Source organism: Streptomyces sp. NPDC093984, assembly GCF_044764595.1.
Lineage (GTDB): Bacteria > Actinomycetota > Actinomycetes > Streptomycetales > Streptomycetaceae > Streptomyces > Streptomyces cynarae.
Genome location: NZ_JBIWIM010000003.1, coordinates 15,366 through 41,812, shown reverse-complemented (window position 1 = coordinate 41,812; position 26,447 = coordinate 15,366). Strand labels below are relative to the sequence as shown.

The 26,447-nt window shown below is 69.9% G+C and carries 22 protein-coding genes; 16 read left to right on the top strand and 6 right to left on the bottom strand.

What is annotated here, in order from left to right; translation table 11 throughout:
* Positions 1-101: 101 nt before the first annotated feature.
* The 14 genes from ACIRC0_RS12375 to ACIRC0_RS12310 all read left to right on the top strand — a co-directional run bounded on the left by ACIRC0_RS12375 (position 102) and on the right by ACIRC0_RS12310 (position 16,251).
* The gene (locus ACIRC0_RS12375) at positions 102-1,037 is read left to right on the top strand and encodes a carbohydrate ABC transporter permease (protein ID WP_403614851.1); all 936 of its coding nucleotides are present in this window, start codon (positions 102-104) and stop codon (positions 1,035-1,037) included.
* The gene (locus tag ACIRC0_RS12370) at positions 1,034-1,930 is read left to right on the top strand and encodes a carbohydrate ABC transporter permease (protein ID WP_403614848.1); all 897 of its coding nucleotides are present in this window, start codon (positions 1,034-1,036) and stop codon (positions 1,928-1,930) included. The genes ACIRC0_RS12375 and ACIRC0_RS12370 overlap by 4 nt, the downstream gene beginning before the upstream one ends.
* Positions 1,927-2,799 (top strand): hypothetical protein, encoded by an 873-nt coding sequence (locus ACIRC0_RS12365; protein ID WP_403614846.1) that lies wholly within the window; start codon positions 1,927-1,929, stop codon positions 2,797-2,799. Before ACIRC0_RS12370 ends, ACIRC0_RS12365 begins: the two co-directional genes overlap by 4 nt.
* Entirely contained in the window at positions 2,796-3,959 is a 1,164-nt protein-coding gene (locus tag ACIRC0_RS12360; protein WP_403614843.1) for a Gfo/Idh/MocA family protein, read from the top strand. Before ACIRC0_RS12365 ends, ACIRC0_RS12360 begins: the two co-directional genes overlap by 4 nt.
* The gene (locus ACIRC0_RS12355; protein WP_403614840.1) at positions 3,956-4,801 is read left to right on the top strand and encodes a PmoA family protein; all 846 of its coding nucleotides are present in this window, start codon (positions 3,956-3,958) and stop codon (positions 4,799-4,801) included. Before ACIRC0_RS12360 ends, ACIRC0_RS12355 begins: the two co-directional genes overlap by 4 nt.
* The gene (locus ACIRC0_RS12350) at positions 4,798-6,306 is read left to right on the top strand and encodes a family 43 glycosylhydrolase (RefSeq protein ID WP_403614838.1); all 1,509 of its coding nucleotides are present in this window, start codon (positions 4,798-4,800) and stop codon (positions 6,304-6,306) included. The genes ACIRC0_RS12355 and ACIRC0_RS12350 overlap by 4 nt, the downstream gene beginning before the upstream one ends.
* 33 nt (positions 6,307-6,339) lie before the next feature.
* The gene (locus ACIRC0_RS12345; protein WP_403614835.1) at positions 6,340-8,328 is read left to right on the top strand and encodes a pectinesterase family protein; all 1,989 of its coding nucleotides are present in this window, start codon (positions 6,340-6,342) and stop codon (positions 8,326-8,328) included.
* Positions 8,329-8,397: 69 nt separating this feature from the next.
* Positions 8,398-9,747, top strand: coding sequence for an ABC transporter substrate-binding protein (locus ACIRC0_RS12340; protein ID WP_403614832.1), 1,350 nt, complete (start codon positions 8,398-8,400; stop codon positions 9,745-9,747).
* Between the two features lie 155 nt (positions 9,748-9,902).
* A complete protein-coding gene (locus ACIRC0_RS12335; protein WP_403614829.1) occupies positions 9,903-10,703 on the top strand; it encodes a rhamnogalacturonan acetylesterase in 801 nt (266 codons plus the stop codon).
* Between the two features lie 30 nt (positions 10,704-10,733).
* On the top strand, positions 10,734-12,056 hold the full coding sequence (locus ACIRC0_RS12330) for a polysaccharide lyase family 1 protein (protein ID WP_403614826.1): 1,323 nt from the start codon (positions 10,734-10,736) through the stop codon (positions 12,054-12,056).
* A gap of 14 nt (positions 12,057-12,070) precedes the next feature.
* Positions 12,071-13,162 (top strand): pectinesterase family protein, encoded by a 1,092-nt coding sequence (locus ACIRC0_RS12325; RefSeq protein WP_403614824.1) that lies wholly within the window; start codon positions 12,071-12,073, stop codon positions 13,160-13,162.
* A 1-nt stretch (position 13,163) separates the two neighbouring features.
* The gene (locus ACIRC0_RS12320; protein WP_403614821.1) at positions 13,164-14,198 is read left to right on the top strand and encodes a pectinesterase family protein; all 1,035 of its coding nucleotides are present in this window, start codon (positions 13,164-13,166) and stop codon (positions 14,196-14,198) included.
* 45 nt (positions 14,199-14,243) lie between these two features.
* A complete protein-coding gene (locus ACIRC0_RS12315; RefSeq protein ID WP_403614819.1) occupies positions 14,244-15,356 on the top strand; it encodes a chondroitinase-B domain-containing protein in 1,113 nt (370 codons plus the stop codon).
* A 100-nt stretch (positions 15,357-15,456) separates the two neighbouring features.
* Complete coding sequence (locus ACIRC0_RS12310; RefSeq protein WP_403614816.1) at positions 15,457-16,251, top strand: HAD family acid phosphatase; 795 nt, start codon at positions 15,457-15,459, stop codon at positions 16,249-16,251.
* Here the strand turns inward: ACIRC0_RS12310 and ACIRC0_RS12305 are convergent.
* The 3 genes from ACIRC0_RS12305 to ACIRC0_RS12295 all read right to left on the bottom strand — a co-directional run bounded on the left by ACIRC0_RS12305 (position 16,244) and on the right by ACIRC0_RS12295 (position 20,089).
* Positions 16,244-18,454 carry a family 43 glycosylhydrolase gene (locus ACIRC0_RS12305; RefSeq protein ID WP_403614813.1) on the bottom strand — a complete coding sequence of 737 codons (2,211 nt, stop codon included), beginning with the start codon at positions 18,452-18,454 and terminating at the stop codon, positions 16,244-16,246. The genes ACIRC0_RS12310 and ACIRC0_RS12305 overlap by 8 nt on opposite strands.
* Before the next feature lie 229 nt (positions 18,455-18,683).
* On the bottom strand, positions 18,684-19,535 hold the full coding sequence (locus ACIRC0_RS12300) for a hypothetical protein (protein WP_403614810.1): 852 nt from the start codon (positions 19,533-19,535) through the stop codon (positions 18,684-18,686).
* Positions 19,532-20,089 (bottom strand): SigE family RNA polymerase sigma factor, encoded by a 558-nt coding sequence (locus tag ACIRC0_RS12295; RefSeq protein WP_403614807.1) that lies wholly within the window; start codon positions 20,087-20,089, stop codon positions 19,532-19,534. The genes ACIRC0_RS12300 and ACIRC0_RS12295 overlap by 4 nt, the downstream gene beginning before the upstream one ends.
* A gap of 255 nt (positions 20,090-20,344) precedes the next feature.
* Between ACIRC0_RS12295 and ACIRC0_RS12290 the strand changes: the two genes are divergently transcribed.
* A complete protein-coding gene (locus ACIRC0_RS12290) occupies positions 20,345-21,796 on the top strand; it encodes an NCS2 family permease (protein WP_403614804.1) in 1,452 nt (483 codons plus the stop codon).
* Between the two features lie 85 nt (positions 21,797-21,881).
* Here the strand turns inward: ACIRC0_RS12290 and ACIRC0_RS12285 are convergent, their stop codons facing one another.
* The 3 genes from ACIRC0_RS12285 to ACIRC0_RS12275 form a co-directional block, all read right to left on the bottom strand.
* The gene (locus ACIRC0_RS12285; protein WP_403614802.1) at positions 21,882-23,339 is read right to left on the bottom strand and encodes a peptidoglycan D,D-transpeptidase FtsI family protein; all 1,458 of its coding nucleotides are present in this window, start codon (positions 23,337-23,339) and stop codon (positions 21,882-21,884) included.
* A 76-nt stretch (positions 23,340-23,415) separates the two neighbouring features.
* Positions 23,416-23,889, bottom strand: a complete 474-nt coding sequence (locus tag ACIRC0_RS12280; RefSeq protein WP_403614800.1) for a GNAT family N-acetyltransferase — start codon at positions 23,887-23,889, stop codon at positions 23,416-23,418.
* Between the two features lie 3 nt (positions 23,890-23,892).
* Positions 23,893-24,666, bottom strand: coding sequence for an IclR family transcriptional regulator (locus ACIRC0_RS12275; protein ID WP_403614797.1), 774 nt, complete (start codon positions 24,664-24,666; stop codon positions 23,893-23,895).
* Positions 24,667-24,799: 133 nt separating this feature from the next.
* Here ACIRC0_RS12275 and ACIRC0_RS12270 point away from each other — a divergent pair, with 133 nt between their 5' ends.
* On the top strand, positions 24,800-26,329 hold the full coding sequence (locus tag ACIRC0_RS12270; RefSeq protein ID WP_403614795.1) for an aldehyde dehydrogenase (NADP(+)): 1,530 nt from the start codon (positions 24,800-24,802) through the stop codon (positions 26,327-26,329).
* Positions 26,330-26,447: the final 118 nt, after the last annotated feature.

The window sequence follows — 26,447 nt, the reverse complement described above, 5'->3', positions numbered from 1 at the left end:
GGGCACCCCGGTTCCACCTGTCGAAGCGCTTCAAAGCATGCGTACGTAGCAAGCGCTTCCTGCACCCGCTGTAAATGCCCCACTGCGAACGGAGAACAGTCATGGCCCAAGCCGCAGCCGTGGCGAAACCGCCCGCGCCACCCCGGCGGCGCCGTGCCTCCGCCACGCCGCGCAGGCTCCCGTACCTGCTGATCGCCCCGGCGGCCCTGCTGATGCTGGGCTTCATCGCCTACCCGGTCCTCAGCGTCTTCTACTACAGCCTGCAGAACTACAACCCCACCAAGCCGTGGCGGAACGGCTACGCGGGCTTCGACAACTTCGTCCAGGCCTTCACCGAGGACCCGCAGTTCTGGCACACGCTGACCTTCAGCGCCAAGTGGGTCGTCGTCGAGGTCGGGCTGCAGCTGCTGTTCGGTCTGGCCCTCGCCCTCATCGTCAACCAGACCTTCGTGGGCCGGGCGCTCGGCCGGGCGCTGGTGTTCTCCCCGTGGGCCGTCTCCGGGGTGCTGACCTCCGCGATCTGGGTGCTGCTCTACAACTCCCAGGCCGGCGTCACCCGTTACCTCGCCGACATGGGCATCGGCTCCTACGGCACGAGTTGGCTGTCGGACACCTCCACCGTCTTCCCGGCGGCGGTCGTCGCCGACCTGTGGCGCGGCGTCCCCTTCTTCGCGATCCTCATCCTCGCCGACCTCCAGTCCGTCTCGAAGGACCTGTACGAGGCCGCCGAGGTCGACGGGGCGAGCCGCCTGAAGCAGTTCTGGCACATCACGCTGCCGCATCTGAAGGACGCCATCGTGCTGTCCACGCTGCTGCGCGCGGTGTGGGAGTTCAACAACGTCGACCTGCTCTACACCCTCACCGGCGGCGGCCCGGCCGGTGAGACCACCACGCTCCCGCTGTACATCGCCAACACCAGCGTGGACGCCCACAACTTCGGCTACGCGTCGGCACTGACCACGGTCGCGTTCGTGATCCTGCTCTTCTGCTCGATCGTCTACCTGCGGCTGAGCAAGTTCGGAGGCGAGGACAAGTGAGCGTCAAGGAAGCCACCCAGGTCGCGCCCGCCCTGGTGCGCACCACCCTCGAACCGCCGCGGCCGGCGAAGCGGCACCGCGGCTGGGACGAGGTCCCGCGCTGGCAGATCTACCTTCCTCTGGGGATCTACCTGCTGTTCACTCTCATCCCCTTCTACTGGATCCTGCTCTTCGCCCTGCGTCCGGCCGGATCGACGTCGCTCGTGCCCTGGCCGATGACCCTCGACCACTTCGAGAAGGTGTGGACCGAGCGAAGCTTCGGCACCTACTTCCAGAACAGCGTCATGGTCGGCGTCGCCACCCTGATCATGACGACGATCGTCGCGCTGGCCGGCGGCTACGCCCTCGCCCGGTTCGACTTCACATTCAAGCGGGCCTTCATGCTGGGCCTGCTGTGCTCCCAGTTCGTGCCGGGCGCGCTGCTGCTGGTCCCGCTGTTCGAGATCTTCGCCGAGGTGCGGATGATCAACTCGCTGGGCAGCGTGATCATCGCCGAGACGGTCTTCCAGCTGCCGCTGTCGATGATCCTGATCAGCAACTTCATCAAGAACGTGCCGTACTCCCTGGAGGAGGCCGCCTGGGTCGACGGCTGCAACCGGATGAGGGCCTTCCGGGTGGTCGTCCTGCCGCTGCTGCGGCCCGGCTTGATCGCCGTCGGCTCCTTCGCCTTCGTCCACTCCTGGAACCACTTCCTGTTCGCCCTGATGTTCCTCAACAACCAGGAGAAGCAGACCATCCCCGTCGGCCTGAACACCCTGATGAGCGCGGACAGCGTGGACCTCGGCGCGCTTGCCGCGGGCGGCATCATCGCGGCGGTACCCGTCGTGATCGTGTTCGCCTTCATCCAGAAGTGGCTGATCACCGGGTTCAGCGCAGGGGCGGTGAAGGGATGAGACTCCGTCACCTCTCGTCGGCCGCCGCCCTGCTGGCAGTGCTGTGCGTACCGGCTCAGGCGCAGGCCCGCGACATCGGCCGCGACACCCTTCCCGCGAACGACGGCTGGGCCGCGTACGGCACCGGCACCACCGGCGGCGCCGCGGCCGACGACGCCCACGTGTACACGGTCACCAACCGCGCCGAGCTGGTCCGCGCCCTCGACGGCGGCAGTGCCACCCCGAAGATCATCAAGATCGCCGGCAGCATCGACGCCGACACCGACGACGACGGCGACCGCCTGGACTGCGCCGACTACGCCACCGACGGCTACGGCCTGAAGAAGTACCTGGCCGCCTACGACCCCCGCACCTGGGGTTCCGCCAGACCCAGCGGCCCGCAGGAGGAAGCCCGCCAGGCCTCGGCGGCCAAGCAGGCCGAGCGGATCGTGCTGCCGGTCGGCTCCAACACGACGATCGTCGGCCTCGGCGGCCATGCCGTCCAGCGCGCCCCGCGCGTCCGCTTCGGCCAGGTGCACGTCTACGACAACCGGTACCTCGTCCCGGAGGGCTCGGAGTACCGCTACTCCCTCGGCGTCTCCACCGAGTCCGCGATCTACGCCGAGAACAACGCCTTCACCACGCCCAGCCACGTCGAGGTGGCCGACCTGGTCAAGAGCTGGAATGGCAGCGCCCTGCACCAGAGCGGCACCCTCTTCAACGGCTACCCGGTCGACCTGCTCGCGATCCACAACGCCTACAACTCGGGCAGCGAGCGCGACCTGACGGCCGACGTCGGCTGGACACCCACCCTGCACGGACCGATCGACAGCGCTGCCGTGGCCGACCGAGAGGTGGCGCGCGGCGCGGGCGCGGGGAGGATCCCATGAGTACGCCACTGCCTGTTGTGCTCGCCGGCGCCCGCGGCCACGGCCGCTGGCACGTCGAGAACATCCGCCGGCTCCAGAAGAAGGGCCTGGTACGGCTCGTCGGCGTCTGTGAGCTGACCCCGCTGACCGCGCAGGAGCTCCACGGCCTCGGCACGCCCGAGCAGTCCGCCGACTTCGGCGCCCTGCTGGACGCCACCGGCGCCCGGGCCGCGGTGATCTGCACGCCGATCCCGACCCACACCGACCTGGCACTGACCGCCGCCGCAAGAGGCGTCCACATCCTGCTCGAGAAGCCCCCGGCGCCGTCGTACGCCGCGTTCCGCCGCATGGCCGACTCGGTCGCCGCTGCCGGCGTCGCCTGCCAGATCGGTTTCCAGTCGCTGGGCTCGCACGCCCTGCCCGCGATCCGCGAGCTGGTCGCCCAGGACGCGATCGGCGAGCTCGTCGGGCTCGGCGGGGCCGGGGCGTGGGTGCGCGACGAGGCCTACTTCCGGCGGGTGCCCTGGGCGGGCAAGCGGCGGCTGGACGGCGCCGACGTGATCGACGGGGTGCTGACCAACCCGCTCGCCCACACGGTCGCCACTGCCCTCGCGCTCGGCGGCACCACCCGCGCCGAGGACGTCACAGCCATCGAGATGGAGTTGTTTCGCGCCAACGACATCGAGTCCGACGACACCTCCTGCGTCCGGATCACCACCGCCCAGGGCCATCCCGTCACCGTCGCCGCGACCCTGTGCGCCGAGCGCGCGGACGAGCCGTACGTCCTGGTGCACGGCAGCCGTGGCCGGATCACCTTCTGGTACAAGGAGGACCGCGTGCTGCTCCAGCGCGCGGACCACGGCCCGGAGGAGTACGAGTACGGCCGCACCGACCTGCTGGAGAACCTCGTCGCACACCTCACCACCGGCGCCGGACTGCTCGTCACACCCGACGAGACGGGCGCCTTCATGAAGGTCGTGGAGGCGATCCGGCAGGCCCCCGACCCGGCCCCGTTGCCGGACACCGCCTGGCACCGCGTCCCCGGCGAGAACCGCAGGGTCGTGCCCGGCATCGACGGGCTCGTGGCGGCCGCCGCCGACACCCTCTGCCTCTACTCCGAGCTGGGTGCCCCCTGGGCGCTGCCCGCGGAGCACCGTCAGAAAGCGGTGAGCACCCGATGACCGGCAACAACAGCGCGGTCCTGCGCGTCGCGGGCCGCCCCGTCGGCCGGTACGTCATCCGCCCCGAGCTGCCGGCCCGACTGTCCCCGCGTCCGTACCTGCATCCCGTCACCACCCTGGCCGGCACGGTGGTCACCGAGCTCAGCCCCGCCGACCACACACACCACCTCGGCGTCGGTGTCGCCGTTCCCGACGTCGAGGGGCACAACTTCTGGGGCGGACGGACCTTCGTCCGCGACCAGGGTCCGACCGAGCTGGACAACCACGGCTCCCAGCGACACACCGCCTTCCAGCTGCGCGACCCCGACGGCTTCGTGGAGGAGCTGCGCTGGGTGGCGGGGGGAGCTGATCTACTGCGCGAGCGCCGTACGGTCGCGGCCACCGAGCTCACCGACGACGCCTGGGCGCTGGACCTGACCTTCTCCCTCACCAACGTCACTTCGGGCGAGCTGTCCATCGGCAGCCCGGCCACGAACGGACGGCCCGGCGCCGCGTACGGCGGCTTCTTCTGGCGCGCCCGCAAGGAATCCGGGGCGCCGGACGTCTTCACCGCCGACAAGGAGGGGGAGGCCGATGTCCACGGGCGGTCCGCCGACTGGCTCGCCCTCGCCGGGTCCACCTGGACGCTGGTTTTCGCAGGGGCCACGGACGACACCCGCCGGGACCCGTGGTTCGTGCGCACCGAGGAGTATCCGGGCGTCGGCTCGTCCCTCGCCCACGACGAACGGCTGCCGGTCCCACCCGGCGAGACCGTCGTCCGCCGAGTCGTCACCGTCGTCGCCGACGGCCGCCTCGACCGGAACGTGGCCGCCGCCCTCGTCAGGAAGGCGGTGAGCCCATGACCGCTCAGACCTACCGCAACCCGGTCCTCGACGCCGACTGGTCCGACCCGGACGTCGTCCGCGTCGGCGACGACTTCTACCTCACCGCCTCCAGCTTCGGCCGCGCTCCGGGCCTGCCGCTGCTGCACTCCCGGGACCTGGTCAACTGGGCGCTGGTCGGGCATGCCCTCGAACGCCTGGAGCCGGAGGAGGAGTTCACCTCCCCGCGCCACGACTGCGGCGTGTGGGCACCGTCGATCCGGCACCACGACGACCGCTTCTGGATCTTCTGGGGCGACCCCGATCAGGGCGTCTTCCAGGTCAACGCCCCCGCGATCCGGGGCCCGTGGACGCGCCCCCACCTGGTGAAGGAGGGCAAGGGCCTCATCGACCCCTGCCCGCTCTGGGACGACGAGACCGGCGAGGCCTACCTCGTCCACGCCTGGGCCAAGTCCCGCTCCGGCATCAAGAACCGCCTCACCGGGCACCGCATGCACCCCGACGGCACCGAACTCCTCGACGAGGGCAAGGTGATCGTCGACGGTGACCGCATCCCCGGCTGGTTCACGCTCGAGGGGCCGAAGCTCTACAAGCACGACGGCTGGTTCTGGATCTTCGCCCCCGCCGGGGGAGTGGAGACCGGCTGGCAGGGCGCCTTCCGCTCGCGCGGTTTCTTCGGGCCGTACGAGGAGAAGATCGTCCTGGACCAGGAGAACACCGACGTCAACGGCCCGCATCAGGGCGGCTGGGTACGCACCCCGTCCGGCGAGGACTGGTTCCTGCACTTCCAGCAGCGCGGCGCCTACGGTCGTGTGGTCCACCTCCAGCCGATGCGCTGGGGCCCGGACGGCTGGCCGGTGCTCGGCGACGACGGCGCCCCCGTCGCCGTGCACCGGCGGCCGGACCTGCCGCCGCAGCCGCCCACCGCGCCCGCCACCGACGACGACTTCCCCGGCGGGCGGTACGGCCGTCAGTGGCAGTGGACGGCCAACCCTCATGACGGCTGGGCCACCCAGCACTCGGGCGACGGCCTCCGGCTGACCTGCGTCCGCTCCGCCGACACACACGACCTGCGCAAGCTGTCGAACGTGCTCACGCAGCGGCTGCCCGGCATGCCCTGCACGGTCGAGGTGGAACTGCGGCTGGACAGCGAGGAAGCGGGGGCGCGGGCCGGGCTCGCCGTCCTCGGTGACGCTTTCTGCTGGATCGGACTCCAGCGGGGGGCGGACGGGACGGTGCACCTGGTGCACCGGTTCGCCGAGGCGGTCGCGGAACGAGAGCGCGACGCCGACCACCCGCGGCCCGCGCCCGAGGGACGGGCGCGGCTGCGGATCGACATCGGCCCCGGGGCACGCTGCCGCTTCTCCTACGACATCGGGGAGGGCCCGCGTCCAACGGGTCCCGTCTTCGCCGCCACCCCCTGGCGCTGGGTCGGCGCCCTGCTCGGCCTCTTCGCCCTCGCGCCAGTCGGCAAAGGACACGCCGGCGCGGCCACGTTCACACAGTTCAGGATCAGCGCCTCGTAACCCATCGCACCCGTATGCCTGTTGGGAGCCGCAATGACGCACCTCGATAGCAAGCGCTTGCCGAGACCCGGATCCGGCAAGGTCCTGGCCGCGGTGATCGCCCTCGTGGCCGCGCTGAGCCTCGGGGCGATCGGGGAGGCGAACGCCGCCCCGGTACCGCAGCCCGTCTCGACCGCGGACCGCTGGACGGACCAGCCGCACGGCTTCGCCTCCCTCGCCGGCGGCACCACCGGCGGGGCGGGCGGCAAGGTCGTCACCGTCACCGACCAGGCCTCGCTGGCCAGGTACGCGGCGGCCGAGGAGCCGTACGTCATCCGGGTGAAGGGTTCGATCGTTGCCGAACCCTTCGGCTCGAACATCGTGGTCGGGTCGAACAAGACCATCATCGGCGTCGGGGACACCGGCGAGATCGTCCACGGTGAGCTGCACCTCGACCCGGGCACCCACAACGTCGTCATCCGCAACCTGACGATCCGCGACTCCTACGTCGAGGGCGACTGGGACGGCAAGACGCAGGACTTCGACGCGATCCAGATGGACACCGTCGACCACGTCTGGATCGACCACAACCGCCTCACCCACATGGGCGACGGGCTGCTCGACATCCGCAAGGACAGTCAGTACATCACCGTCTCCTACAACCAGTTCACCAACCACAACAAGGCCTTCGGGATCGGCTGGACGATCGACGTCCGGACGCAGATCACCATCGACCACAACTGGTTCACGGGCACGAAGCAGCGGAATCCCTCCGCGGACAACTGCGCGTACGCCCACCTGTACAACAACTACCTGTCGGCACAGGTCGCCGACGTCGACCCGGTGTGGACGTACGGGAACTGGTCGCGCGGCAGGACCAGAATGGTCATCGAGAACAGCTACTACGACGGCGTCCGGCACCCCTACCAGGCCGATGCCACGGCGGAGTTGGTGCAGCGCGGGTCGATCCTGAAGAACACGACCGGCCGGCACGACGAGTGGGGTACGGCCTTCGACCCGCGGGAGTTCTACGACTACCGGCTCGACCCGGCCGCGGCGGTACCGGCGCTGGTCAAGCGCTTCTCCGGCCCACAGCGGCAGATCGGCGCCTCGGTCACGCTGCGCGTCCCGGCCGACTACCGGACCGTTCAGGCGGCGGTGGACGCCGTACCCGACGGCAACGACGTGCCGGCGACGATCGCCGTGGCGCCCGGGACGTACCGCGAGAAGGTGTTCATCCCCGCGAGCAAGCCGAAGATCGTGCTGCAGGGCACGGGACACGACCGCTCCGGCACCGTCATCGTCTACGACACGCCCGCCGAGTACGGCGGCTCCACGGGGAGCGCCACCGTACGGATCGCCGCGAACGACGTCACCGCACGCAACCTCACCTTCAGCAACGACTTCGACGAGGCCGCCGTCGAGCTGAAGGGCGAGCAGGCACTGGCGATGAAGACGACCGGCGACCGGATCGTCTTCGAGAACACCGCGTTCCTGGGCAACCAGGACACGTTGATGACCGACAGCCCCAAGCTGACCACCCTCAGCCGGGTCTACATCCGCGACTCGTACATCGAGGGCGACGTCGACTTCGTCTACGGGCGGGCCACCACCGTCATCGAGCACTCGGTGATCCGGGCGCTCAGCCGCGGGTCGACGACCAACAACGGCTTCATCACGGCCGCCTCGACCTGGAAGGGCAACCCGTACGGGTTCCTGATCACCCGGTCGCAGGTCGTCAGCGACGCGCCCGCCGGGTCCTTCCACCTCGGCCGTCCCTGGCACCCGGGCGGTGAGCCGGACGCGGTCGCGCAGGTGCTGATCCGGGACACCGAGCTGCCCGCCGCGATCAAGGCCGCACCGTGGACGGACATGGGCGGCTTCTCATGGAAGGACGCGCGGTTCGCGGAGTACCGCAACCACGGCCCCGGCGCGGCCGTCACCGCCGACCGGCCGCAGCTGAGTGACGCCGAGGCGGCGTCGTACACCGTCGCGCACTACCTCAACGGACCGGACGGCTGGGCGCCGTACGACCGCCGCTGAGGCGCGGTGACCCCAACCGTCCCCCCACAACGTCGCAACTCGTTGGATCCAGAAGAAGAGAGCCGACCAATGAAGATCAGCAATCGCAGAAGCAGGCGTGCCGCCCTGGCCGTCGCCCTGGGTTCCGTACTCGCGCTGACCGCCACCGCCTGCGGCGACGACGGCAGCGGGGCGGGCGGCGACAAGGGCGCCGAGGGCAGCGGCAAGGGCAAGATCGTCTTCTGGGACAACAACGGTGGTGTGCGCACCGACATCTGGAAGAAGATCATCGCCGACTTCGAGAAGGCGAACCCGAACATCGATGTCCAGTACGTCGGGATTCCCGCAACCGAGTACCAGTCCAAGGTCGACACCGCCATCCAGGGCGGCGGCCTGCCCGACGTCGGCGGCGTCGGCGCGGCGATGCTCGCCGGGTTCTCCGCGCAGAAGGCGCTCGAGCCGCTGGACGCGCGGCTCGCCAAGTCGTCGCTGAACGGCAAGCTCAGTGACAACATGGTCAAGTCGCTGAAGGCCGCCGGCGGCGGGGACGGCACGCTGTACTCGATCCCGACCTCCGCGAACAACGGCGTTCTGTACTACCGCACCGACCTCTTCAAGAAGGCCGGCCTGGACGCGCCGACGACCTGGGACGAGTTCTACAAGGCCGCTGAGAAGCTCACCAACAGGAGCAAGAACGAGTTCGGGTACACCATCCGCGGTGGCGCGGGCTCCATCGCCCAGGCGCTCGACGCCATGTACGGGCAGTCCGGGATCACCTCGTTCTGGGACGCCAGTGGTCAGAAGACCACGGTGAACGACCCGAGGAACGTGGCGGCGCTGGAGAAGTACGCGGCGCTGTACAAGAAGGTCACGCCGGAAGCCGACCTCAACAACGACTTCACCAAGATGGTCGCGCAGTGGGACTCCGGCACGATCGGGATGCTGAACCACAACCTCGGGTCGTACCAGGACCACGTGAAGGCGCTCGGGGTCGACAAGTTCCGCGGTATTCCGCAGCCCACCGGGCCCGGTGGGAAGCGGGTCCAGGTCTCCAACCCGGTCGACGGCCTGGGCCTGTTCAAGAGTTCCAAGAACAAGGAAGCCGCCTGGAAGTTCATCGAGTTCGCCGTCTCGCACGCGTCGAACTCCAAGTGGAACGAGTCGGCCGGCGCGATCCCGTCCAACAAGGAGGCCCTGCAGGACGCGTGGATCTCCAAGGCCGAGCCCACGAAGCTGGCCGCCCAGGCGCTGAACGACGGTTCCACGACCATCGTGCAGCTGCCGTACTACCTGCCTGACTGGAACACCGTTTCCAAGGCCGACAACGAGCCGAACTTCCAGAGGGTGCTGCTCGGGAAGATGAGCGCGAAGGACTTCCTGGACACGCTCGCCGACCAGCTCGACAAGGCTCAGGCGGAGTGGAAGAAGCAGCACGGTTAGTCCCGCGCAAGGTTTCGCCGTGGGGCGGTCCGTGGTGCAGCGGACCCGCGGACCGCCCCTGGCCGGCGCACCCCACCGGGGCGGGGCGGCACATCGACACAGCCCGCGCCCCTTCGCTCGGTTCCCCGACCGCCTGTTCAGCAAAGGACACCGTCATGTCTCTCAGCAGAAGGCAAGTCACCGCGGCGGGCGTCGCAGCCGTCCCCCTCGCCTTCGCCGTGACCGGCACCGCACAGGCCGCCGCTCGCCGCAGCCGCACCCTCTACATCGCCGGCGACTCCACCGCCGCCCAGAAGTACGCCGACGCCGCCCCCGAGACCGGGTGGGGCATGGCCATCCCGTTCTTCCTCAACAAGGACCTGGTGGTCGCGAACCGTGCGATGAACGGGCGCAGTTCGAAGAGCTTCATCGACGAAGGCCGGCTCGACGCCATCCTCTCGGTGATCCGGCCCGGTGACTTCCTGCTCGTCCAGTTCGGGCACAACGACGAGAAGGTCAACGACCCCGCCCGGTACACCGAGCCGTGGACGACGTACCAGGACTACCTGCGCCGGTACATCGTCGGGGCCCGGGCCCGCGGGGCGCGGCCCGTGCTCGCCACGTCCGTCGAGCGACGCAAGTTCGACGCGGCAGGCAAGGCGATGCCGACCCACGGCGACTATCCGGCGGCCATGCGGGCGCTCGCCGCTCAGGAGCAGGTGGCGCTGCTCGACATCCAGGCGCTGTCGCTGGCGTTGTGGCAGAGGCTGGGGGTCGAGGAGACGAAGAAGTACTTCAACTGGACGGCGACCGAGCAGGACAACACGCACTTCAACCCGCCCGGCGCGATCGCCGTGGCACGGCTCGTGGCGCGGGAGCTGCTGCGTACGCAGGTGCTCGCGCCGCGCGACGTGCGCCGGCTGGACGAGGAGATTCCCGAGTCCTGGATCACCTGGCCGCCGGCTGCCACCGCCTGACCCACCCCTTCACTCAAGGAGAGCCGCACCATGCGTCCACAGAAATGGCATGGCCATGCCACAGTCACGGCGACCGCGCTGATCGGCTGCACCGCCCTCGTCCTGACCGTGACCGGCCCCGCCGCGCACGCCGCCCAGCCCCGCGACCTCGGCCGCCAGACCCTCGCCGCGCACGACGGCTGGGGCTCCTACGGCACCGGCACCACCGGCGGCGCGGCAGCCGACGCCGCCCACGTGTACACCGTCACCACCTGGGACGAGTTCAAGGCCGCCCTCGCCGACGGCGGCTCCGCCCCGAAGATCGTCAAGGTCAAGGGCACGATCGACGCCGACGGGCCGAGCTGCGCGTCCTTCGCGGTGCCCGGCTACGGCTTCGACACCTACCTGAAGACCTACGCCCCCGAGACGTGGGGGCGCAGCAAGACCCTGGACGGCGAGCCCGACAACAGCCCCGAGGGCCTGCGCCGCGCCTCCGCCGCCAACCAGGACGCCTACATCAAGGCGAACATCCCGGCCAACACCACCATCGTCGGCATCGGCAAGGACGCCGGCTTCAAGGGCGCCAGCCTCCAGATCAAGGGCGTGGACAACGTCATCGTCCGCAACCTGACCTTCGAGAGCCCCCTGGACTGCTTCCCGCAGTGGGACCCGACCGACACCGCCGACGGCAACTGGAACTCCGAGTACGACAGCGCGGTCGTCTACGGCTCCACCCACGTGTGGATGGACCACAACACCTTCACCGACGGCGACCACCCGGACAGCACGCTGCCGTACTACTACGGCCGCATCTACGAGCAGCACGACGGCGAACTGGACATCGTCAAGGGCGCCGACTACGTGACCGCCTCCTGGAACGTCTTCGCCGACCACGACAAGACGATCCTCATCGGCAACAGCGACAGCGCCTCCACCGCCGCCGTCGACCGGGGGCACCTGAAGGTCACCTTCCACCACAACCTGTTCGCGAACCTGGTCGAGCGCGCACCGCGCGTCCGCTTCGGGCAGGTCGACTCCTACAACAACCACTTCGTCGCGGGCGACGGCTACTCCTACAGCTACGGCATCGGCATGGAGTCCCAACTCGTCGCCGAGCACAACGCGTTCACGCTGCGGGACGGGGTCGGCGCCGGGAAGATCCTGAAGAAGTGGAAGGAGGCGCCGGTCACCGCCGCCGACAACTACGTCAACGGCACGCTCACCGACCTGATCGCCGTGCACAACGCGGAGATCCCCGGCGAGACGCTGCAGTCGGGTGCCGGCTGGACGCCGACCCTGCGCACCGAGGTCGACCCGGCCCGGGCGGTTCCGGGGATCGTCGACCACCGCGCGGGTGCGGGAAAGGCCTGCTGACCGTGGCGGCCACCGTGGGACGCAGAGCCTTCCTCGCCGCGAGTGCCGGCGCCGCCGTCGCGCTCGGCCTCGCGGGTCCCGCCCGGGCGGACTCCGCGTTCGGGCGGTACGGCTCGCCGTCCGCCCGCCTCACCGGGAAGACCTTGTACGTCCACCCGGGCGGCGCCGGGGACTTCACCGGCGTGCAGGCCGCCGTCGCCGCGGCGAACGGCGCCGGGTACACGCTGGTCATCGCGCCGGGGACCTACCGCGAGACGGTCGTCGTGGACGCCACCCGCACCGGCATGACCTGGATCGGCGCCTCCGGGAACGCCCGGGACGCGGTGGTCGTGTACGACCACGCCAACGGCACGCCCAAGCCGGGCGGCGGCACCTACGGCACCACCGGCTCGGCCACCACCACCGTGCAGGCCGACGGCTTCACCGCCCGGCACCTCACCTTCGCCAACGACTTCCTGCGCGCCGACCACCCCGAGATCACCGGCACGCAGGCCGTCGCCGTCAAGGTGCAGGGCGACCGCAGCGCCTTCGAGCGGTGCCGGTTCCTCGGCCACCAGGACACGCTGTACGCCGACTCGATGGCGCTCGGCAGCTTCGCCCGGCAGTACTACCGGGACTGCTACGTCGAGGGCGACGTCGACTTCGTGTTCGGCCGGGCCACCGCCGTCTTCGAGGGCTGCCACTTCCGCACCCTGAACCGGACGGACCTGTCCGGCGCCCCCTACGGCTTCGTCTTCGCCCCGTCGACCGCCGAGGCCGACCCGCGCGGCTACCTGGTCACCAGGAGCCGGATCAGCAGCGAGGCCCCGGACGCCTACTACAAGCTCGCGCGTCCGTGGGTGCCGGGCTCGGACCCCACCGCCCGCCCGATGCTGACCGTACGGGACACCCACCTCGGCGCCGGCATCGACGCGGTAGCGCCGTACGCCAACATGTCCGACTCCTACCCCTGGCAGAACCAGCGGTTCGCGGAGTACCGCAACACGGGACCCGGCGCCGCGATCAGCGTCCCCGCAAACCGGCCCCAGCTCACCGACACGGAGGCCCGGTCGGCCACCCGCGAGGCGTACCTCGGCGACTGGACCCCCTGGTGGAAGGGGTGCTGACATGGACCGGCGCACCCTGCTGACCGGGATCGCCGGCGGCCTGCTGGCCGCCGGCACCACCCCCGCCATCGCGTCCGCCGCACCCCGGGTCCTGCACGTACGCCCCGGAGGTTCGGTACAGGCCGCGGTGGACGCGGTCACCGGGCCCGGGTGGACGATCGTCGTCCACCCGGGAACGTACCGGGAAGTCGTCAGCGTGCCTGCCGCCGCACGCGAGCTGACCCTGCGCGGCGCCACGGGCGACCCCCGGGACACCGTCATCGTCTACGACAACGCCAACGGCACGCAGAAACCGGACGGTTCCGGCACCTACGGCACGGCCGGCTCCGCCACCTTCACCTCGGCCGCGCCCGGCCTGACCGTGCGCGACCTGACCCTCGCCAACGACTGGCTGCGCGCCGACCACCCGGAGATCACGGGCACGCAGGCGGTCGCGGCGTACGTGACGGGGGACCGCTCCCTCTTCCACCGCGTCCGGCTGCTGGCCCACCAGGACACCCTGTTCGCGGACACCACCGCCCTGACGTCGTTCGACCGGCAGTACTACCGGGACTGCCACATCGAGGGCGACGTCGACTTCGTGTTCGGCCGGGCCACCGCCGTCTTCGAACGCTGCCACTTCCACACGCTCGACCGGGACGTCACCTTCAGGCCGGAGGGCATGGTCTTCGCGCCCTCCACGGCCCGCGCCAACCCGCGCGGATTCCTCGCGGTCCGCTGCCGGGTGACCTCCGGCGCCGAGGACGGGGCGTACAAGCTGGCCCGGCCCTGGGTGCCGTCGTACGAGACGACCGCCTGGCCGTCGCTGGTGGTCCGGGACACCTGGCTAGGACCCGGCATCGACGCGGTCGCCCCCTACACCGACATGCGGGACGCCTATCCCTGGCAGTCGATGCGCTTCCGCGAGTACCGGAACACCGGACCCGGCGCCGTGATCACCGTCCCGGAGAACCGCCCCCGGCTCACGGACGAGGAAGCCGCGCTCCACACGCGGCGGACCTATCTCGGCGACTGGAGGCCCCGCGTACCCCACTGACGCACCACCCCCCAACCCTTCCCCGAGACGAAAGGACCGCACTCCATGTCTCGTCGCACCGCTCTCACCCTGGGCGCCGCCCTGGCGTTCGGCGCGGGTCTTGCCGTGCTCCCCACCCAGGCGCAGGCCGCGACGGTCGTCGTCAGCAACTCGACCGACCTGTCGAACGCCATCAAGAACGCCACCGCCGGCACCGTCATCCAGGTGCGCGGCGGCACCTACTACCCGACGGCGACCCTGCAGTCCACGGCCAACGGCACGTCCTCGACGCCGATCACGCTCACCGCGTACGGCTCGGAGACGGTGAAGATCGACGGCTCCAAGCTGCCCTCCGGCTCATGGATCTTCAAACTGACCGCCGACTACTGGAACGTCTCCGACATCACCTTCCAGAACTCCCCGGACAGCGCGGTCGTCTGCCAGTCCTGCACCGGCACCAACTGGAACAACATCAAGACCATCAACGGCGGCGACTCCGGCTTCACGCTCACCGGAGACGGCACCGTCAACAACACGGTCAAGAACCTGGACTCCTACGGCAACTACGACGCGGCCAACCACGGTCAGAACGCCGACGGTGTCGCCATCAAGTTCGGCTCGGGCACCGGCAACCTGGTCACGGGAGCCCGGCTCTACAACAACTCCGACGACGGCATCGACCTGTGGTCGTTCTCGTCCTCCGTCACCATCGAGCACACGTGGTCCTTCGGCAACGGCAAGAACCGCTGGAACGACCCGGCCTTCGAGGGCAACGGCAACGGCTACAAACTGGGCGGCAACGGCGTGACCGTCGCCCACGTCGTCAACAACTCCGCCGCCTGGGACAATGCGGGCAACGGCTTCACGGAGAACTCCAACACCGGCGCGATCGTCATCAACCGCACCACTGCCTACGCGAACGCCAAGTGGGGCTACTACTTCGCCACCAGCTCCGCCAAGCTAGGCAAGAACCTGGCGGTCGGCAACGGCAGCGGCCTGGTCAGCAAGGGCTCCAAGGTGACGTCGGCCGGCAACAACTGGGACTCCGGCGTCTCGACCCCGGCCTTCAGGTCCACGGACGCGTCGACCACGTACAACGCCCGCAAGTCCGACGGCTCCCTGCCCGACACCACGTTCCTGACCACGGGCAGCACCACCATCGGCGCGACCATGAACTGACCCGGAAGTGGCACCGCTTGGGCCCGTTGGCCGGTCGAGAAGGTATCGATCGGGCAACGGGCCTCGCGCTCACGGTGGTGACGCGCGTAGAAAGCCTGTCATGCATAAGCCACTTCGTATCGCGGCCCTCGTCGCCGCCTGTGCCCTCGCCGGCGGGGCCCTCTACGGCGCCGGCGCGGCCACCGCCGGTCAGTCGACGGCGAACTCCACCCACGAGCCCTACAACATCGGGCTCCTGGTGAAGGACATCGACACCTACTACGGCACCACGGCCGACGCAAGCGGTGTCTACCAGGCGTCCCCGGACAGCCCGTACGCCAAGGACTTGGCGCGCATCGACGCCGACGCCAAGCGCTACATCGACAAGGCCGCCCGCAAGGCGCACCACCGGGGCGAGAAGCCGGCCGTCGTCTTCGACATCGACGACACGCTGCTGCTCAGCCTCGACTACGAGAAGCGCTACAACTACACGTACAACTCGGCGACCTGGGCCGCGTACGTGAACAAGGCCGACCGTCCCGCGGTCTTCGGCAGCCCCGAACTCGTCCGGTACGCCGCGTCCAAGGGCGTCGAGGTCTTCTACAACTCGGGGCTGAGCGAGGCGCAGCGCTCCGCCGCCGTCGAGAACCTGAAGAAGGTCGGCGCCGATGTGAACCTCGACGCCGACCACATGTTCCTCAAGGACGCGGCCAACCCGCCGTCCTACCTGAGCGGCTGCGCCGCCCCGGGCGCCTGGAAGTGCACCACCGTCCAGTACAAGTCCGGCACCCGCGAGCACATCGAGGACCTGGGGTACGACATCATCGCCAACTTCGGCGACCAGTACTCCGACCTCGACGGCGGCTACGCCGACCGGACGTACAAGCTGCCCAACCCGACGTACTTCGTCAGCTAGACCGCACCGGCGGGACCGACCGCAGGGTCGGCACCACCGGGAGGATCGTGCCGTCGGCCGCGAACTCCATGCGGTCGACGGTCGTCTCCCGGTGCATGCCGTCCCCGCCCGACTTCCCGGGGCCGTTCAGCGCGAACCGGTGGTAGACGATGTACCAGTCGTCGGTGCCGGGCACGTTCACCACGGAGTGGTGGCCGGTGCCGAGGATGCCGTACTCGGGGCGCTTGGACAGGATGGTGCCCCGCTTGGTCCACGGGCCGAGCGGGGACGGGCCGGTGGCGTAGGCGACGTGGTAGTTCTCGCTGCGGGTGTCGTCCTCGGACCACATGAAGTAGTACGTGCCGTTGCGCTTGACCACGAAGGATCCCTCACGGAAGTCGTCCGTGGTGATCTCCTTCACCTTGGAGGCGTCGTAGGACGTCATGTCCGCGTTCAGCGGGACGACGTACGCGTGGCCGTTGCCCCAGTACAGATACGACTGGCCGTCGTCGTCCGTGAAGACCGCCGGGTCGATCATCTGGCCCTTCAGGCTCCCGCCCTTGGCGACCAGCGGCTTGCCCAGCGCGTCCTTGAACGGGCCCGCGGGCGTGTCGGCCACCGCCACGCCGATCTGCTGCTCGGCGCAGAAGTAGAAGTAGTACTTGCCGTTCTTCTCGGCGATCGCCGGCGCCCAGGCGTACTTGTCCGCCCAGGAGACGTCCGGGCCGAGGTCCAGGATGACGCCGTGGTCCTTCCAGTGGACCAGGTCCTTCGACGAGTACGCCTTGAAGCTGGTGCCGCTCCAGCCGTTGTAGCCGTCGCTCGTCGGGTAGATCCAGTACTGGCCGTCCAGGTAGGCGACGTCGGGGTCGGCGTTCAGGCCGGGCAGGACCGGGCTGCGGGTCGGCACCGCCTCCACCGTCCAGGTGCGCTTCGTGCCGTCGGCGGCAGTGACGCTGTACGTCTGCGGGGTGCGGAAGTCACGGCGGGTGCCGGAGGGCGGGGTGACGGTCGCGCCCTCGCCCAGCCACAGTCTGGGAGCCAGGTGCCGCAGGTCCGCGTCCGGGTCCATCGGCAGGACCACCTTGCCCGACGCCTCGGTGACGACCGCGTACCCCTTCTGGCCGTGCGCCGTCGCGTCCACCACCGAGGTGCCGGTCGCCGGGTAGGCGGCCAGCAGGCGGCCGTACTCCGCCTGCGTCACCGGGAGCACGGTTCCGTGCCGGGGGCTCGCCGGCAGCTGGTAGTTCGTTGACGGGGTCCACTTGCCGGAGTCCAGGTCGGTCGTCTCGAACGGGACGTAGCCCCGGCCGCCGTACTCGTCGATGAACAGGTACCACTTCTTCTCGGTGTTGGACTTGAACACCGTCGGGCCCTCGCCGCGGTCCATCGCGCCGCTGCCGACGCAGTCGGCGACGAAGTCGTACTTCGTCGAGGTCAGCGACGTCGACTTCTCGGCGGTGATGAACTTCGAGCAGGGGGAGCTGGAGGACGGGTCCCGTTCGTCCTTGGTGTAGCGGTAGTAGGTGTCCTTGTACTTGACCACCGTGGAGTCGATCACCGAGTAGCCGGGGTCGTCCCAGACCTTGGGCGCGCTGAAGGTGCGGAAGTCCTTCGTCGTCGCGTACAGCATCTTGTTGTACGTCGAGCCCGTGTGGTCCGGGTCGTCGTCGGCGTACAGCTTCGAGGCCCAGAAGACCACGTACTCACCGAGCGAGTCGTCCCAGTAGGCCTCGGGCGCCCAGGTGTTGCCCGCGTTGTCGGGCGCGACCTTCACCAGGCGCTGGTCGGTCCAGTGGACCAGGTCGGTGGACTCCCAGATCATGATCGACTTGCTGCCGTGGCGCTGGACGTGGTCCCAGCTGCCGCTGCTGTTCTTGTACATCCGCAGGTCGGTGGCGATGAGGTAGAACTTGTCGCCCTTGGGGGAGCGGATGACGAACGGGTCGCGCAGGCCCTTCTCGCCGATCGTGGACGTCAGCACCGGCTTGCCGCCGTTCAGCTCCCGCCAGTGCAGCGGGTCGTTGCCGCGGCTGAGCGCGTAGCGGATCTGTTCGCCGTCGGCGGTGCCCTCGCCGGTGAAGTAGGCGAAGAGGTAGCCGGCGTACTTGGGGTGGTTCACGGGCGGTGCTCCGGAGTGTGCGGGGCTGGGTGGCGCGGCGAGCAGGCCCAGCAGGAGGGCGAGGAGGGGGACCAGGAGCGTGCGGGCGGTGCGGGGTCGCATGACACATCCTGTGGGAGTCTGATGGATTCTGTTGGCTGCACTGCCATCGGAGTGTCACCAGTGAGGGACAGAAGGTCAATCGGTGTGTGAGGGGTGCGGGGGGACCGAAAATTTCGATCGCTTTCGGGAGCTGTGCGGCAACCCTCTTGGGCCACGGCGGCGACCAGGTAGTGCCCTCGCCGACCGGAACCGGCGGGGGCGCCTTCGTGTGCCTCCTGGCCGCCGCTTCCTACGAGCCGCCGCCCGCGCCGTCGCCCTGCGCGGCGAAGTCGCCCTTCACCGCGAGGTGTTCACCACCCGCCGTCGCCGTCATCGTGTAGCTGTCGCCCCTGGCGTCCCGGCCGCCGCGGTCGTGGTCGTACTGCCCCGCGAACACCCACTGGCCCGCCGGGGCCGTACGGCCCTGTCGGAGCACCCAGGTGTAGACGAGGAAGCCGTCCTTCTCGGCGACCGTGAAGGTGAAGTCCTGCTCCGGAAGCGACCGCCAGGAGCCCGTCGAGGACACCCCGCCGGTCTGCGCGACCTTCAACTCGACGGTGAGCGAGGTGAGCGGCTCGCTGGTCCTCAGGGTCAGGTTGCTCTGTGCCCAGAAGTCGTTGCTGTGCGGGTCCACCGAGCCGTCCGACCACAGCGGACCGTCCTGGACGCCGGAGGCGGCCGGCGGAGTGGTGGTCGCGGGGGCCTTCGGGGACGCCGACGCCGAAGGGCTCTGCCCGCCCGGGGCGTGGGACGCGCCCCTGCCCGGGGTCGGCTCGGCCGGGCGGACGGGTGCGCGGCTCGTCGCGGCCGGGGACGGCGTCGGCGTGGGCGAGACGGCGACCGTCTGCTGGGCGGGGGTGTCGTCCTTGACCGCCGAGGCGACCGCGTAGCCGCCCACCGCGAGGACGCCCGCGACCCCGGCCGTGGCGCCCACGACCCGCACCCAGCCCCACAGCGGCGGACGCGTCGCCCGGCGGCTCGGACGGAACGGCGCGGCCATGCCGCGCTCGACGCGGGCCAGGATGCGCGCGCGGTCGGGCTCGTGCGCCTCGGCCGCCGCGTGCAGCCTGGCGCGCAGCTCGTCGTCCCGCGGCGTAGTCATCGGTCCCTTCCTCCAGTGCGCACCACCGCGGCGTGAACGCGCCGGGGGGCCTCGACGGTGCCCAGGAGCCGCTGCAATTCAGCCATCCCCTTCGACGTCTGGCTCTTCACCGTACCCACCGAGATGCCCAGCGCGAGCGCCGTGTCCTTCTCGGAGAGGTCGAAGGCGTGCCGCAGAACCACGCACGCCCGTTTGCGGAACGGCAGGCGGCGCAGGGCCTCCTGGACGTCGACGACCGCCGGGACGTCCGGGTTCTCGGCCTTCTCCTCGCGCTGGGACCAGAAGAGGGTGATCCGGCGGCGTTCGCGCACCGCGCTGCGGATCCGGGTGCGGGCCAGGTTGGCGACCACCCCGCGCGCGTACGCGACCGGGTGGTCGGCGGCGCGCACCCGGTCCCAGCGGTGCCACAGCGCGAGCAGCGCGTCGGCCGCCAGGTCGTCCGCGGCGTCCGCCTCACCGGTCAGCAGATGGGCGAGCCGGGCGAGTTCGGCGTAGTGCCGCTCGAAGAAGGCGTGGAACTCCACGGAGGCGGCGTCGTCGACGACAGTGCCCACGGGCGACCTCTCCTCGCTGCGGCTCCGGCACCTCTGCGGGCACCTGTGTATGTGGTGTAAGTGCCATGTGGACGTCCGGAGTGCGGTCCGGGACGAGATCCGGAAGCGTAGCAGCGTCCGTACGGAGCTTCGAACGTCGTATGGCGGGCCGAATTCTCCGATTCCGTAACACGGAGAAAACCTGAAACGGGCTCACCACGGGAACAATCCAGCCAGCATCCCGCACCGGTTCAACAGGCAACAAGGAGTCCTGTCATGCCCGACACACAGAAGGTGGCCGGCCGGTCAAGTGCCGCGCCCCCGGCGGCCAACGGCCTCGACCGGTTCTTCCGGATCTCCGAACGGGGCTCCACCTTCGGTCGTGAGATACGCGGCGGCCTCGCCACGTTCTTCACGATGGCCTACATCCTTGTCCTGAATCCGATCATCCTCGGCAGCGCCAAGGACAAGTTCGGTCACCAACTGGACACCGGCCAACTGGTCACGGCCACCGCGCTGGTGGCCTGTGTGATGACGATCATCATGGGTGTCGGCGGCAACCTGCCGCTCGCCATCGCCGCCGGCCTCGGTCTCAACGCCGTCGTCGCCTTCCAGCTCGCCCCCCTGATGAGCTGGGCCGACGCCATGGGCCTCGTCGTCATCGAGGGCGTCCTGATCTGCGTCCTGGTGCTCACCGGACTGCGCGAAGCCATCATGAACGCGATCCCGCAACAGCTGAAGCAGGCCATCGGCGTCGGCATCGGCCTGTTCATCGCCTTCATCGGCTTCGTCGACGCCGGGTTCGTCAGCCGCATCCCGGACGCCGCGAACACCACCGTGCCGGTGCAACTGGGCGCCGTGGGGCGCCTGACCGGCTGGCCCGTCCTGGTCTTCTGTCTCGGCGTGCTGCTCACCATCGCGCTGCTCGCCCGAAGGGTGAAGGGCGCCATCCTGATCAGCATCGTGACCATGACGGTCGTCGCGATCGTCATCAACGCCGTCGCCGACATCAAGAGCTGGGGACTGACCACCCCGAAGCTCCCCGACAAGGTGGTGGCGGCCCCCGACTTCGGGCTCGTCGGTCACTTCAGCCTGTTCGGCGCCTTCGGTGAAACGAGCGCCATCACCGTCGTCCTGCTGATCTTCACGCTGATCCTGTCGGACTTCTTCGACGCCATGGGCACCATCGTCGGCATCAGCGCGGAGGCCGGGCTGCTCGACGAGCAGGGCCAGGTGCCGGGCATCGGCCGGGTGCTGTTCATCGACGGCGCCGCCGCGATCGCCGGCGGCGTGGGCTCCGCCTCCTCCAACACCGCGTACATCGAGTCCGCCGCCGGCGTGGGCGAGGGCGCGCGCACCGGGTTCGCCAACCTGATCACCGGCGGCCTGTTCGGCCTCGCGCTGTTCCTCACGCCGCTGCTGACCATCGTGCCGCTCCAGGCGGCGGCGCCCGCCCTGATCGCGGTCGGCTTCCTGATGATGACGCACGTCAAGCACATCGACTGGGACCGGTACGAGATCGCCATCCCGGCGTTCCTCACCATCGCCGCGATGCCGTTCACGTACTCGATCACCGACGGCATCGGCGCCGGCTTCCTGTCGTACGTCGTCATCAAGACGGTCCTCGGCAAGGCCAAGGAGGTCAACTGGCTGCTGTGGGGCGTCTCGGCGCTGTTCCTGGTGTACTTCGCGATCGACCCGGTGGAGCAGATCCTCGGCGTGCGGTGATTCCCGGAGGACGCCGCATTGGATTGCGGTCGCGCCGCGGGCCGAACCCCCGGCGGGGACATCGCCGGCCGGGGGCTTCCAGCACTCAACTCTTGAGCGCCGCCTGCATCACGGCCCTGGCCACCGGCGCCGCCAGCCCGTTGCCGCTCACCTCGGAACGTGCCGCGTCCGACTGCTCGACCACCACCGCGACCGCGACCTCCTTGCCCGTCGCGTCGGACTTGCCGTACGCCGTGAACCAGGCGTACGGCACCTGGCTGTTGTTCTCGCCGTGCTGCGCGGTACCGGTCTTACCGCCCACGGTGACGCCCGGTATCTGCGCGTTCGTACCCGTGCCCTTCTCGACGACCGTCTGCATGGCGGACTCCAGCTGGGCGGCGGTCGAGGAGCTGACGATCCGCTTCGTGGACGTGTCGTTGTCGTAGTCCTTCAGCACATCGCCGCCGCTGTCGGTGATCTGCGACACCATGTGCGGATCGGCCAGCTCACCGCCGTTGGCCAGGGCGGCGGACACCATGGCCATCTGCAGCGGGGTCGCGGTCACGTCGAACTGGCCGATACCGGACAGGGCCGTCTGCGCCTGGTCCATCTTCGAGGGGTACACGCTCGTGTAGGCCCGCACCGGCACGTCCAGCTGGTCGTCGTTGAAGCCGAACTTCTCGGCCATCGCCCTCACCTTGTCCCCGCCCAGGTCGACGGCCATCTTCGCGAAGACGTTGTTGCACGAGTACTCCAGGGCCACCCGGATCGAGGCGTTGCCGCAGGGGGCGGAGGGGTTCTCGTTGGACAGTTCGTCGGTCGACAGCGGCAGCCGGTACGGGTTCGGGCTGACCGTCTTCTGGTCCACCGACGAATAGAGTCCGTCCTCCAGCGCGGCCGCCGCCACCACCAGCTTGAACGTCGATCCCGGCGGCAGGGGCTGGCGCAGCGCGCGGTTGGTGAGCGGCTTGTCCGGATCGGCGTTCAGCTGCTTCCAGGCCGTCCCGGCGGTGTTGGCGTCGGTCAGCGACGACGGGTCGTAGGACGGGGTCGAAACGACCGCGAGGATGCGGCCGGTCTTCGGGTCGATCGCGACGGCGGCGCCCTTCTTGTCGCCGAGTGCGCCGTACGCCGCCTTCTGCACGTCCGGGTCGATCGTCGTCACCACGTTGCCCGGTTCGGCCCGCTGGTTGGTGATCGTGTCCATGACGGTCTTCAGCCGGGGGTCCGTGCCGTCGAGCAGGTCCTGGTAGATGCCTTCGAGTTGGGTCGGCGCATAGCTCTGCGAGGCGTAGCCCGTCACCGAGGCGTACAGCTTGCCGTTGGTGTAGGTGCGCTTGTACGCGAGGTCGCCGCCGGTCGTCCGCGCCGAGCCGGTGACCGACCTCCCGGCCACGATGATGTTCCCCAGCGGCTGCGAGTACGTCTCGATCGCGCCTCGCCGGTTGTCCTTGTCGTCCGCGAGCGCCTTGCCGTCGTAGAACTGCACCCAGGTGGCCCTGACCAGCAGAGCGAACACCAGGGCCAGCACGAAGACGGATGCGCGCCTGATCGTCTTGTTCATCGCGCCAGGGAAGACGAACGGGACGGGCGGGATCGTTCCCGAACGCCCCTTTTCTCATCCCGCGCTCATGAACGGCTCAGGCGTCCAGCGTCAGCACGACCTCGTCGATCTCCTCGCCCCGCGCCTGCGCGTAGCCCCTCGCTCGCGCGCTCTCACGGAACCCGCACTTCTCCAGCACGCGCAGCGACCCCGCGTTGTCCGCCGCCGCCCGTGCGTACAGCGGGCGTTCCGGCACCTGAGCCAGCAGCCCCCGCAGCGCGGCCGTCGCCACGCCCCGCCCCCAGTACGCGCGGTCGATCCAGTACGTCACCTCGCGTTCGCCCGGTTCCCCGTACACCGCCGCGCTCCCCACCACGTCGCCGTCCGCCAGGACCGTGCGGGCGAGGACGTCGGACGAGGACCGTATCTTCTTCCAGTGGGCGTCGAAGACGTCCGGGTCGGCAGGATCCTCCGGGGTGAAGGCGGCCATCCGGACCGCCTCGGGATCGCTCATCTGCCGGTAGAAGACCGGCAGGTCGCTGTCATGGACCTCGCGGAGCACGACCTCCATGGTTCACAGCCTCCTGGTGGCGAGCGTCAGACGGTCCCTCGCGTCGAAGAGGGCGTCCTTGATCATCTGTTCGTGGGCCGAGGTCAGGCGGGCCACCGGGACCGAGCAGCTGATCGCGTCGCGGGCCGGGGTGCGGTAGGGGATCGCGACCCCGAAGCAGCGCAGCCCCAGCGTGTTCTCCTCCCGGTCCACGGCGAAGCCCTGCTCCCGGACCTGGTGCAGCTCCTCGATCAGCTTCTCACGGTCCGTGAGGGTGTGTTCGGTCAGCGCCGGGAGCGTCTCCGGGAGCATCTTGCGGACCTGCTCGTCCGTGTACGTGCTCAGCAGCGCCTTGCCCAGCGACGTCGAGTGCGCGGGCAGCCGGCGCCCCACCCGGGTGAAGGGCCGCAGGTAGTGCTGCGACTGGCGGGTCGCCAGGTAGACCACGTTCGTGCCGTCGAGGCGCGCCAGGTGGATCGTCTCCGTCGTGTCGTCCGACAGCCGGTCCAGGGTCGGGCGGGCCGCCGCCACCACCTCGTCGCCGTCGATGTACGACGTGCCGACCAGCAGCGCCCGCACCCCGATGCCGTACCGCGTGCCCGTCGCGTCCGTCTCCACCCAGCCCAGCTCCACGAGCGTGCGAAGCAGCATGTACAGGCTGGACTTGGGGTATCCGACGGCCTCCTGCACGGAGGCCAGCGAGTGCATGCCGGGGCGGCCGGCGAAGTACTCGAGCAATTCGACCGTCCGCACCGCGGACTTGACCTGCGCCCCGCCGCCTGTCTCGCCTGCCGACATCGCCCTTGACCCCTTCGTTCGCCGGGAAATAGTCTCCGAGCAGCATATTCATCATCAGAGACAGCGTTCAGTATATCGAACGTCCTCGGTGGATGACGTAAGAACTGCGGCATGACATCTGGAGGGACCCGCGGTGGCAGCAGCACCAGTCTGGAGTGTCGACCCCCGAACCGGGAAGCAGCGTGAACAGGTTGCGGTGGAGGCCACAGCTGAGGAGGTGGACGCCGCCGTCCGGGCCGCCCACGACGCGCGTGGTTCCCTCGCCGACCGCACGGTCCGCTCGGCGTTCCTGCGCGCCGCCGCCGACGAGCTGGAGGCGGCCAAGGACCACCTCGTCGAGGCGGCGGACGCGGAGACCGCCCTCGGTCCGGTCCGGCTGGGCGGCGAGCTCGCCCGCACCTGCTACCAGCTGCGTGCCTTCGCGGACATCGTCGACGAGGGCGCCTTCCTCGACGTCGTGATCAACCACCCCGACGACACGGCGACCCCGCCGATCCCCGACCTGCGCCGCTACAAGGTCCCGCTGGGCGTCGTCGCCGTGTACTCGGCCTCCAACTTCCCCTTCGCCTTCTCCGTGGCCGGCGGCGACACCGCGAGCGCGCTCGCCGCGGGCTGCCCCGTCGTCGTCAAGGCCCACCCCGACCACCCGGCCCTGTCCGAACTGGTCGCGGCGGCCCTGCGCCGCGCCGCCGAGCGGCACGACATCCCGAAGGGCGTGCTCGGTCTCGTCCACGGTTTCCAGGCGGGCATCGAGCTGATCAAGCACCCGCTGGTCGCCGCCGCCGGGTTCACCGGCTCCGTACGCGGCGGCCGTGCCCTCTTCGACGCGGCGGCCGCCCGCCCCGTCCCGATCCCGTTCCACGGTGAACTCGGCTCGCTCAACCCGGTGGTCGTCACCGAGGCCGCCGCCGCCGAGCGCGCCGAGACGATCGGCGCGGGTCTCGCGGGCTCCATGACGCTGGGCGTCGGCCAGTTCTGCGTCAAGCCCGGCCTCGTCCTCGCCCCCACGGGAGCGGCGGGCGACCGCCTGGTGAAGTCCCTGACCGAGGCGGTCAGCGACACCGACGCCGGCGTCCTGCTCGACCACCGCATGCGCGACAACTTCGTCGCCGGGGTCGCCGAGCGCGCGGCGCTCCCCGACGTGGAGTCCCCGGTCACCGCCGGCCCGGGCGGCGAGCACACCGTGAGCGCGGGCTTCCTCACCGTCCCGGCCGAGAAGCTCACCACGGAGGGCGAGCACGACCTGCTCCTCGAGGAGTGCTTCGGCCCGATCACGGTCGTCGCCCGCTACGAGGACGAGGACGAGGCCAAGCGAGTCCTGGGCCGGCTCCCCGGCAACCTCACCGCGACGGTGCACCTGTCGAGCGAGGAGGCGGCGGGGGAGGGGCGTGGCGCGGAGATCCTGCAGGAGCTGACCCCGCTGGCAGGGCGCGTCCTCGTCAACGGCTGGCCCACCGGGGTGGCGGTGGCGCCCGCTCAGCACCACGGTGGTCCCTACCCGGCGACCACGTCCACGTCCACCTCGGTCGGTGGTACGGCGATCGAGCGGTGGCTGCGGCCCGTGGCGTACCAGAACGCTCCGGAGGCCCTGCTTCCGCCGGAGCTGCGGGACGACAACCCGCTGGGTCTGCCGCGGCGGTTCAACGGCCGTCTGGAGCGGTGACCGTTTCATCGCGGTTTGTGCCGTAGGGGCGTTGCGGGGTGCGGCGCCTCCGCGGTCGGTCGCGCCCGCGCGGCCAAGCCGCGCGGGGCGTCGCATCCCCACGCCCCCGAAAAGCACT

What these genes read in the sequence shown, in the direction of transcription:
- ACIRC0_RS12275 (WP_403614797.1), bottom strand. Translation starts at nt 24,666, where the DNA reads ATGTCGGCAGGCGAGACAGGCGGCGGGGCGCAGGTCAAGTCCGCGGTG.
- ACIRC0_RS12280 (WP_403614800.1), bottom strand. Translation starts at nt 23,889, where the DNA reads ATGGAGGTCGTGCTCCGCGAGGTCCATGACAGCGACCTGCCGGTCTTC.
- ACIRC0_RS12305 (WP_403614813.1), bottom strand. Translation starts at nt 18,454, where the DNA reads ATGCGACCCCGCACCGCCCGCACGCTCCTGGTCCCCCTCCTCGCCCTC.
- ACIRC0_RS12320 (WP_403614821.1), top strand. Translation starts at nt 13,164, where the DNA reads ATGGACCGGCGCACCCTGCTGACCGGGATCGCCGGCGGCCTGCTGGCC.
- ACIRC0_RS12300 (WP_403614810.1), bottom strand. Translation starts at nt 19,535, where the DNA reads ATGACTACGCCGCGGGACGACGAGCTGCGCGCCAGGCTGCACGCGGCG.
- ACIRC0_RS12365 (WP_403614846.1), top strand. Translation starts at nt 1,927, where the DNA reads ATGAGACTCCGTCACCTCTCGTCGGCCGCCGCCCTGCTGGCAGTGCTG.
- ACIRC0_RS12335 (WP_403614829.1), top strand. Translation starts at nt 9,903, where the DNA reads ATGTCTCTCAGCAGAAGGCAAGTCACCGCGGCGGGCGTCGCAGCCGTC.
- ACIRC0_RS12290 (WP_403614804.1), top strand. Translation starts at nt 20,345, where the DNA reads ATGCCCGACACACAGAAGGTGGCCGGCCGGTCAAGTGCCGCGCCCCCG.
- ACIRC0_RS12310 (WP_403614816.1), top strand. Translation starts at nt 15,457, where the DNA reads ATGCATAAGCCACTTCGTATCGCGGCCCTCGTCGCCGCCTGTGCCCTC.
- ACIRC0_RS12315 (WP_403614819.1), top strand. Translation starts at nt 14,244, where the DNA reads ATGTCTCGTCGCACCGCTCTCACCCTGGGCGCCGCCCTGGCGTTCGGC.
- ACIRC0_RS12340 (WP_403614832.1), top strand. Translation starts at nt 8,398, where the DNA reads ATGAAGATCAGCAATCGCAGAAGCAGGCGTGCCGCCCTGGCCGTCGCC.
- ACIRC0_RS12285 (WP_403614802.1), bottom strand. Translation starts at nt 23,339, where the DNA reads ATGAACAAGACGATCAGGCGCGCATCCGTCTTCGTGCTGGCCCTGGTG.
- ACIRC0_RS12345 (WP_403614835.1), top strand. Translation starts at nt 6,340, where the DNA reads ATGACGCACCTCGATAGCAAGCGCTTGCCGAGACCCGGATCCGGCAAG.
- ACIRC0_RS12330 (WP_403614826.1), top strand. Translation starts at nt 10,734, where the DNA reads ATGCGTCCACAGAAATGGCATGGCCATGCCACAGTCACGGCGACCGCG.
- ACIRC0_RS12355 (WP_403614840.1), top strand. Translation starts at nt 3,956, where the DNA reads ATGACCGGCAACAACAGCGCGGTCCTGCGCGTCGCGGGCCGCCCCGTC.
- ACIRC0_RS12375 (WP_403614851.1), top strand. Translation starts at nt 102, where the DNA reads ATGGCCCAAGCCGCAGCCGTGGCGAAACCGCCCGCGCCACCCCGGCGG.
- ACIRC0_RS12360 (WP_403614843.1), top strand. Translation starts at nt 2,796, where the DNA reads ATGAGTACGCCACTGCCTGTTGTGCTCGCCGGCGCCCGCGGCCACGGC.
- ACIRC0_RS12350 (WP_403614838.1), top strand. Translation starts at nt 4,798, where the DNA reads ATGACCGCTCAGACCTACCGCAACCCGGTCCTCGACGCCGACTGGTCC.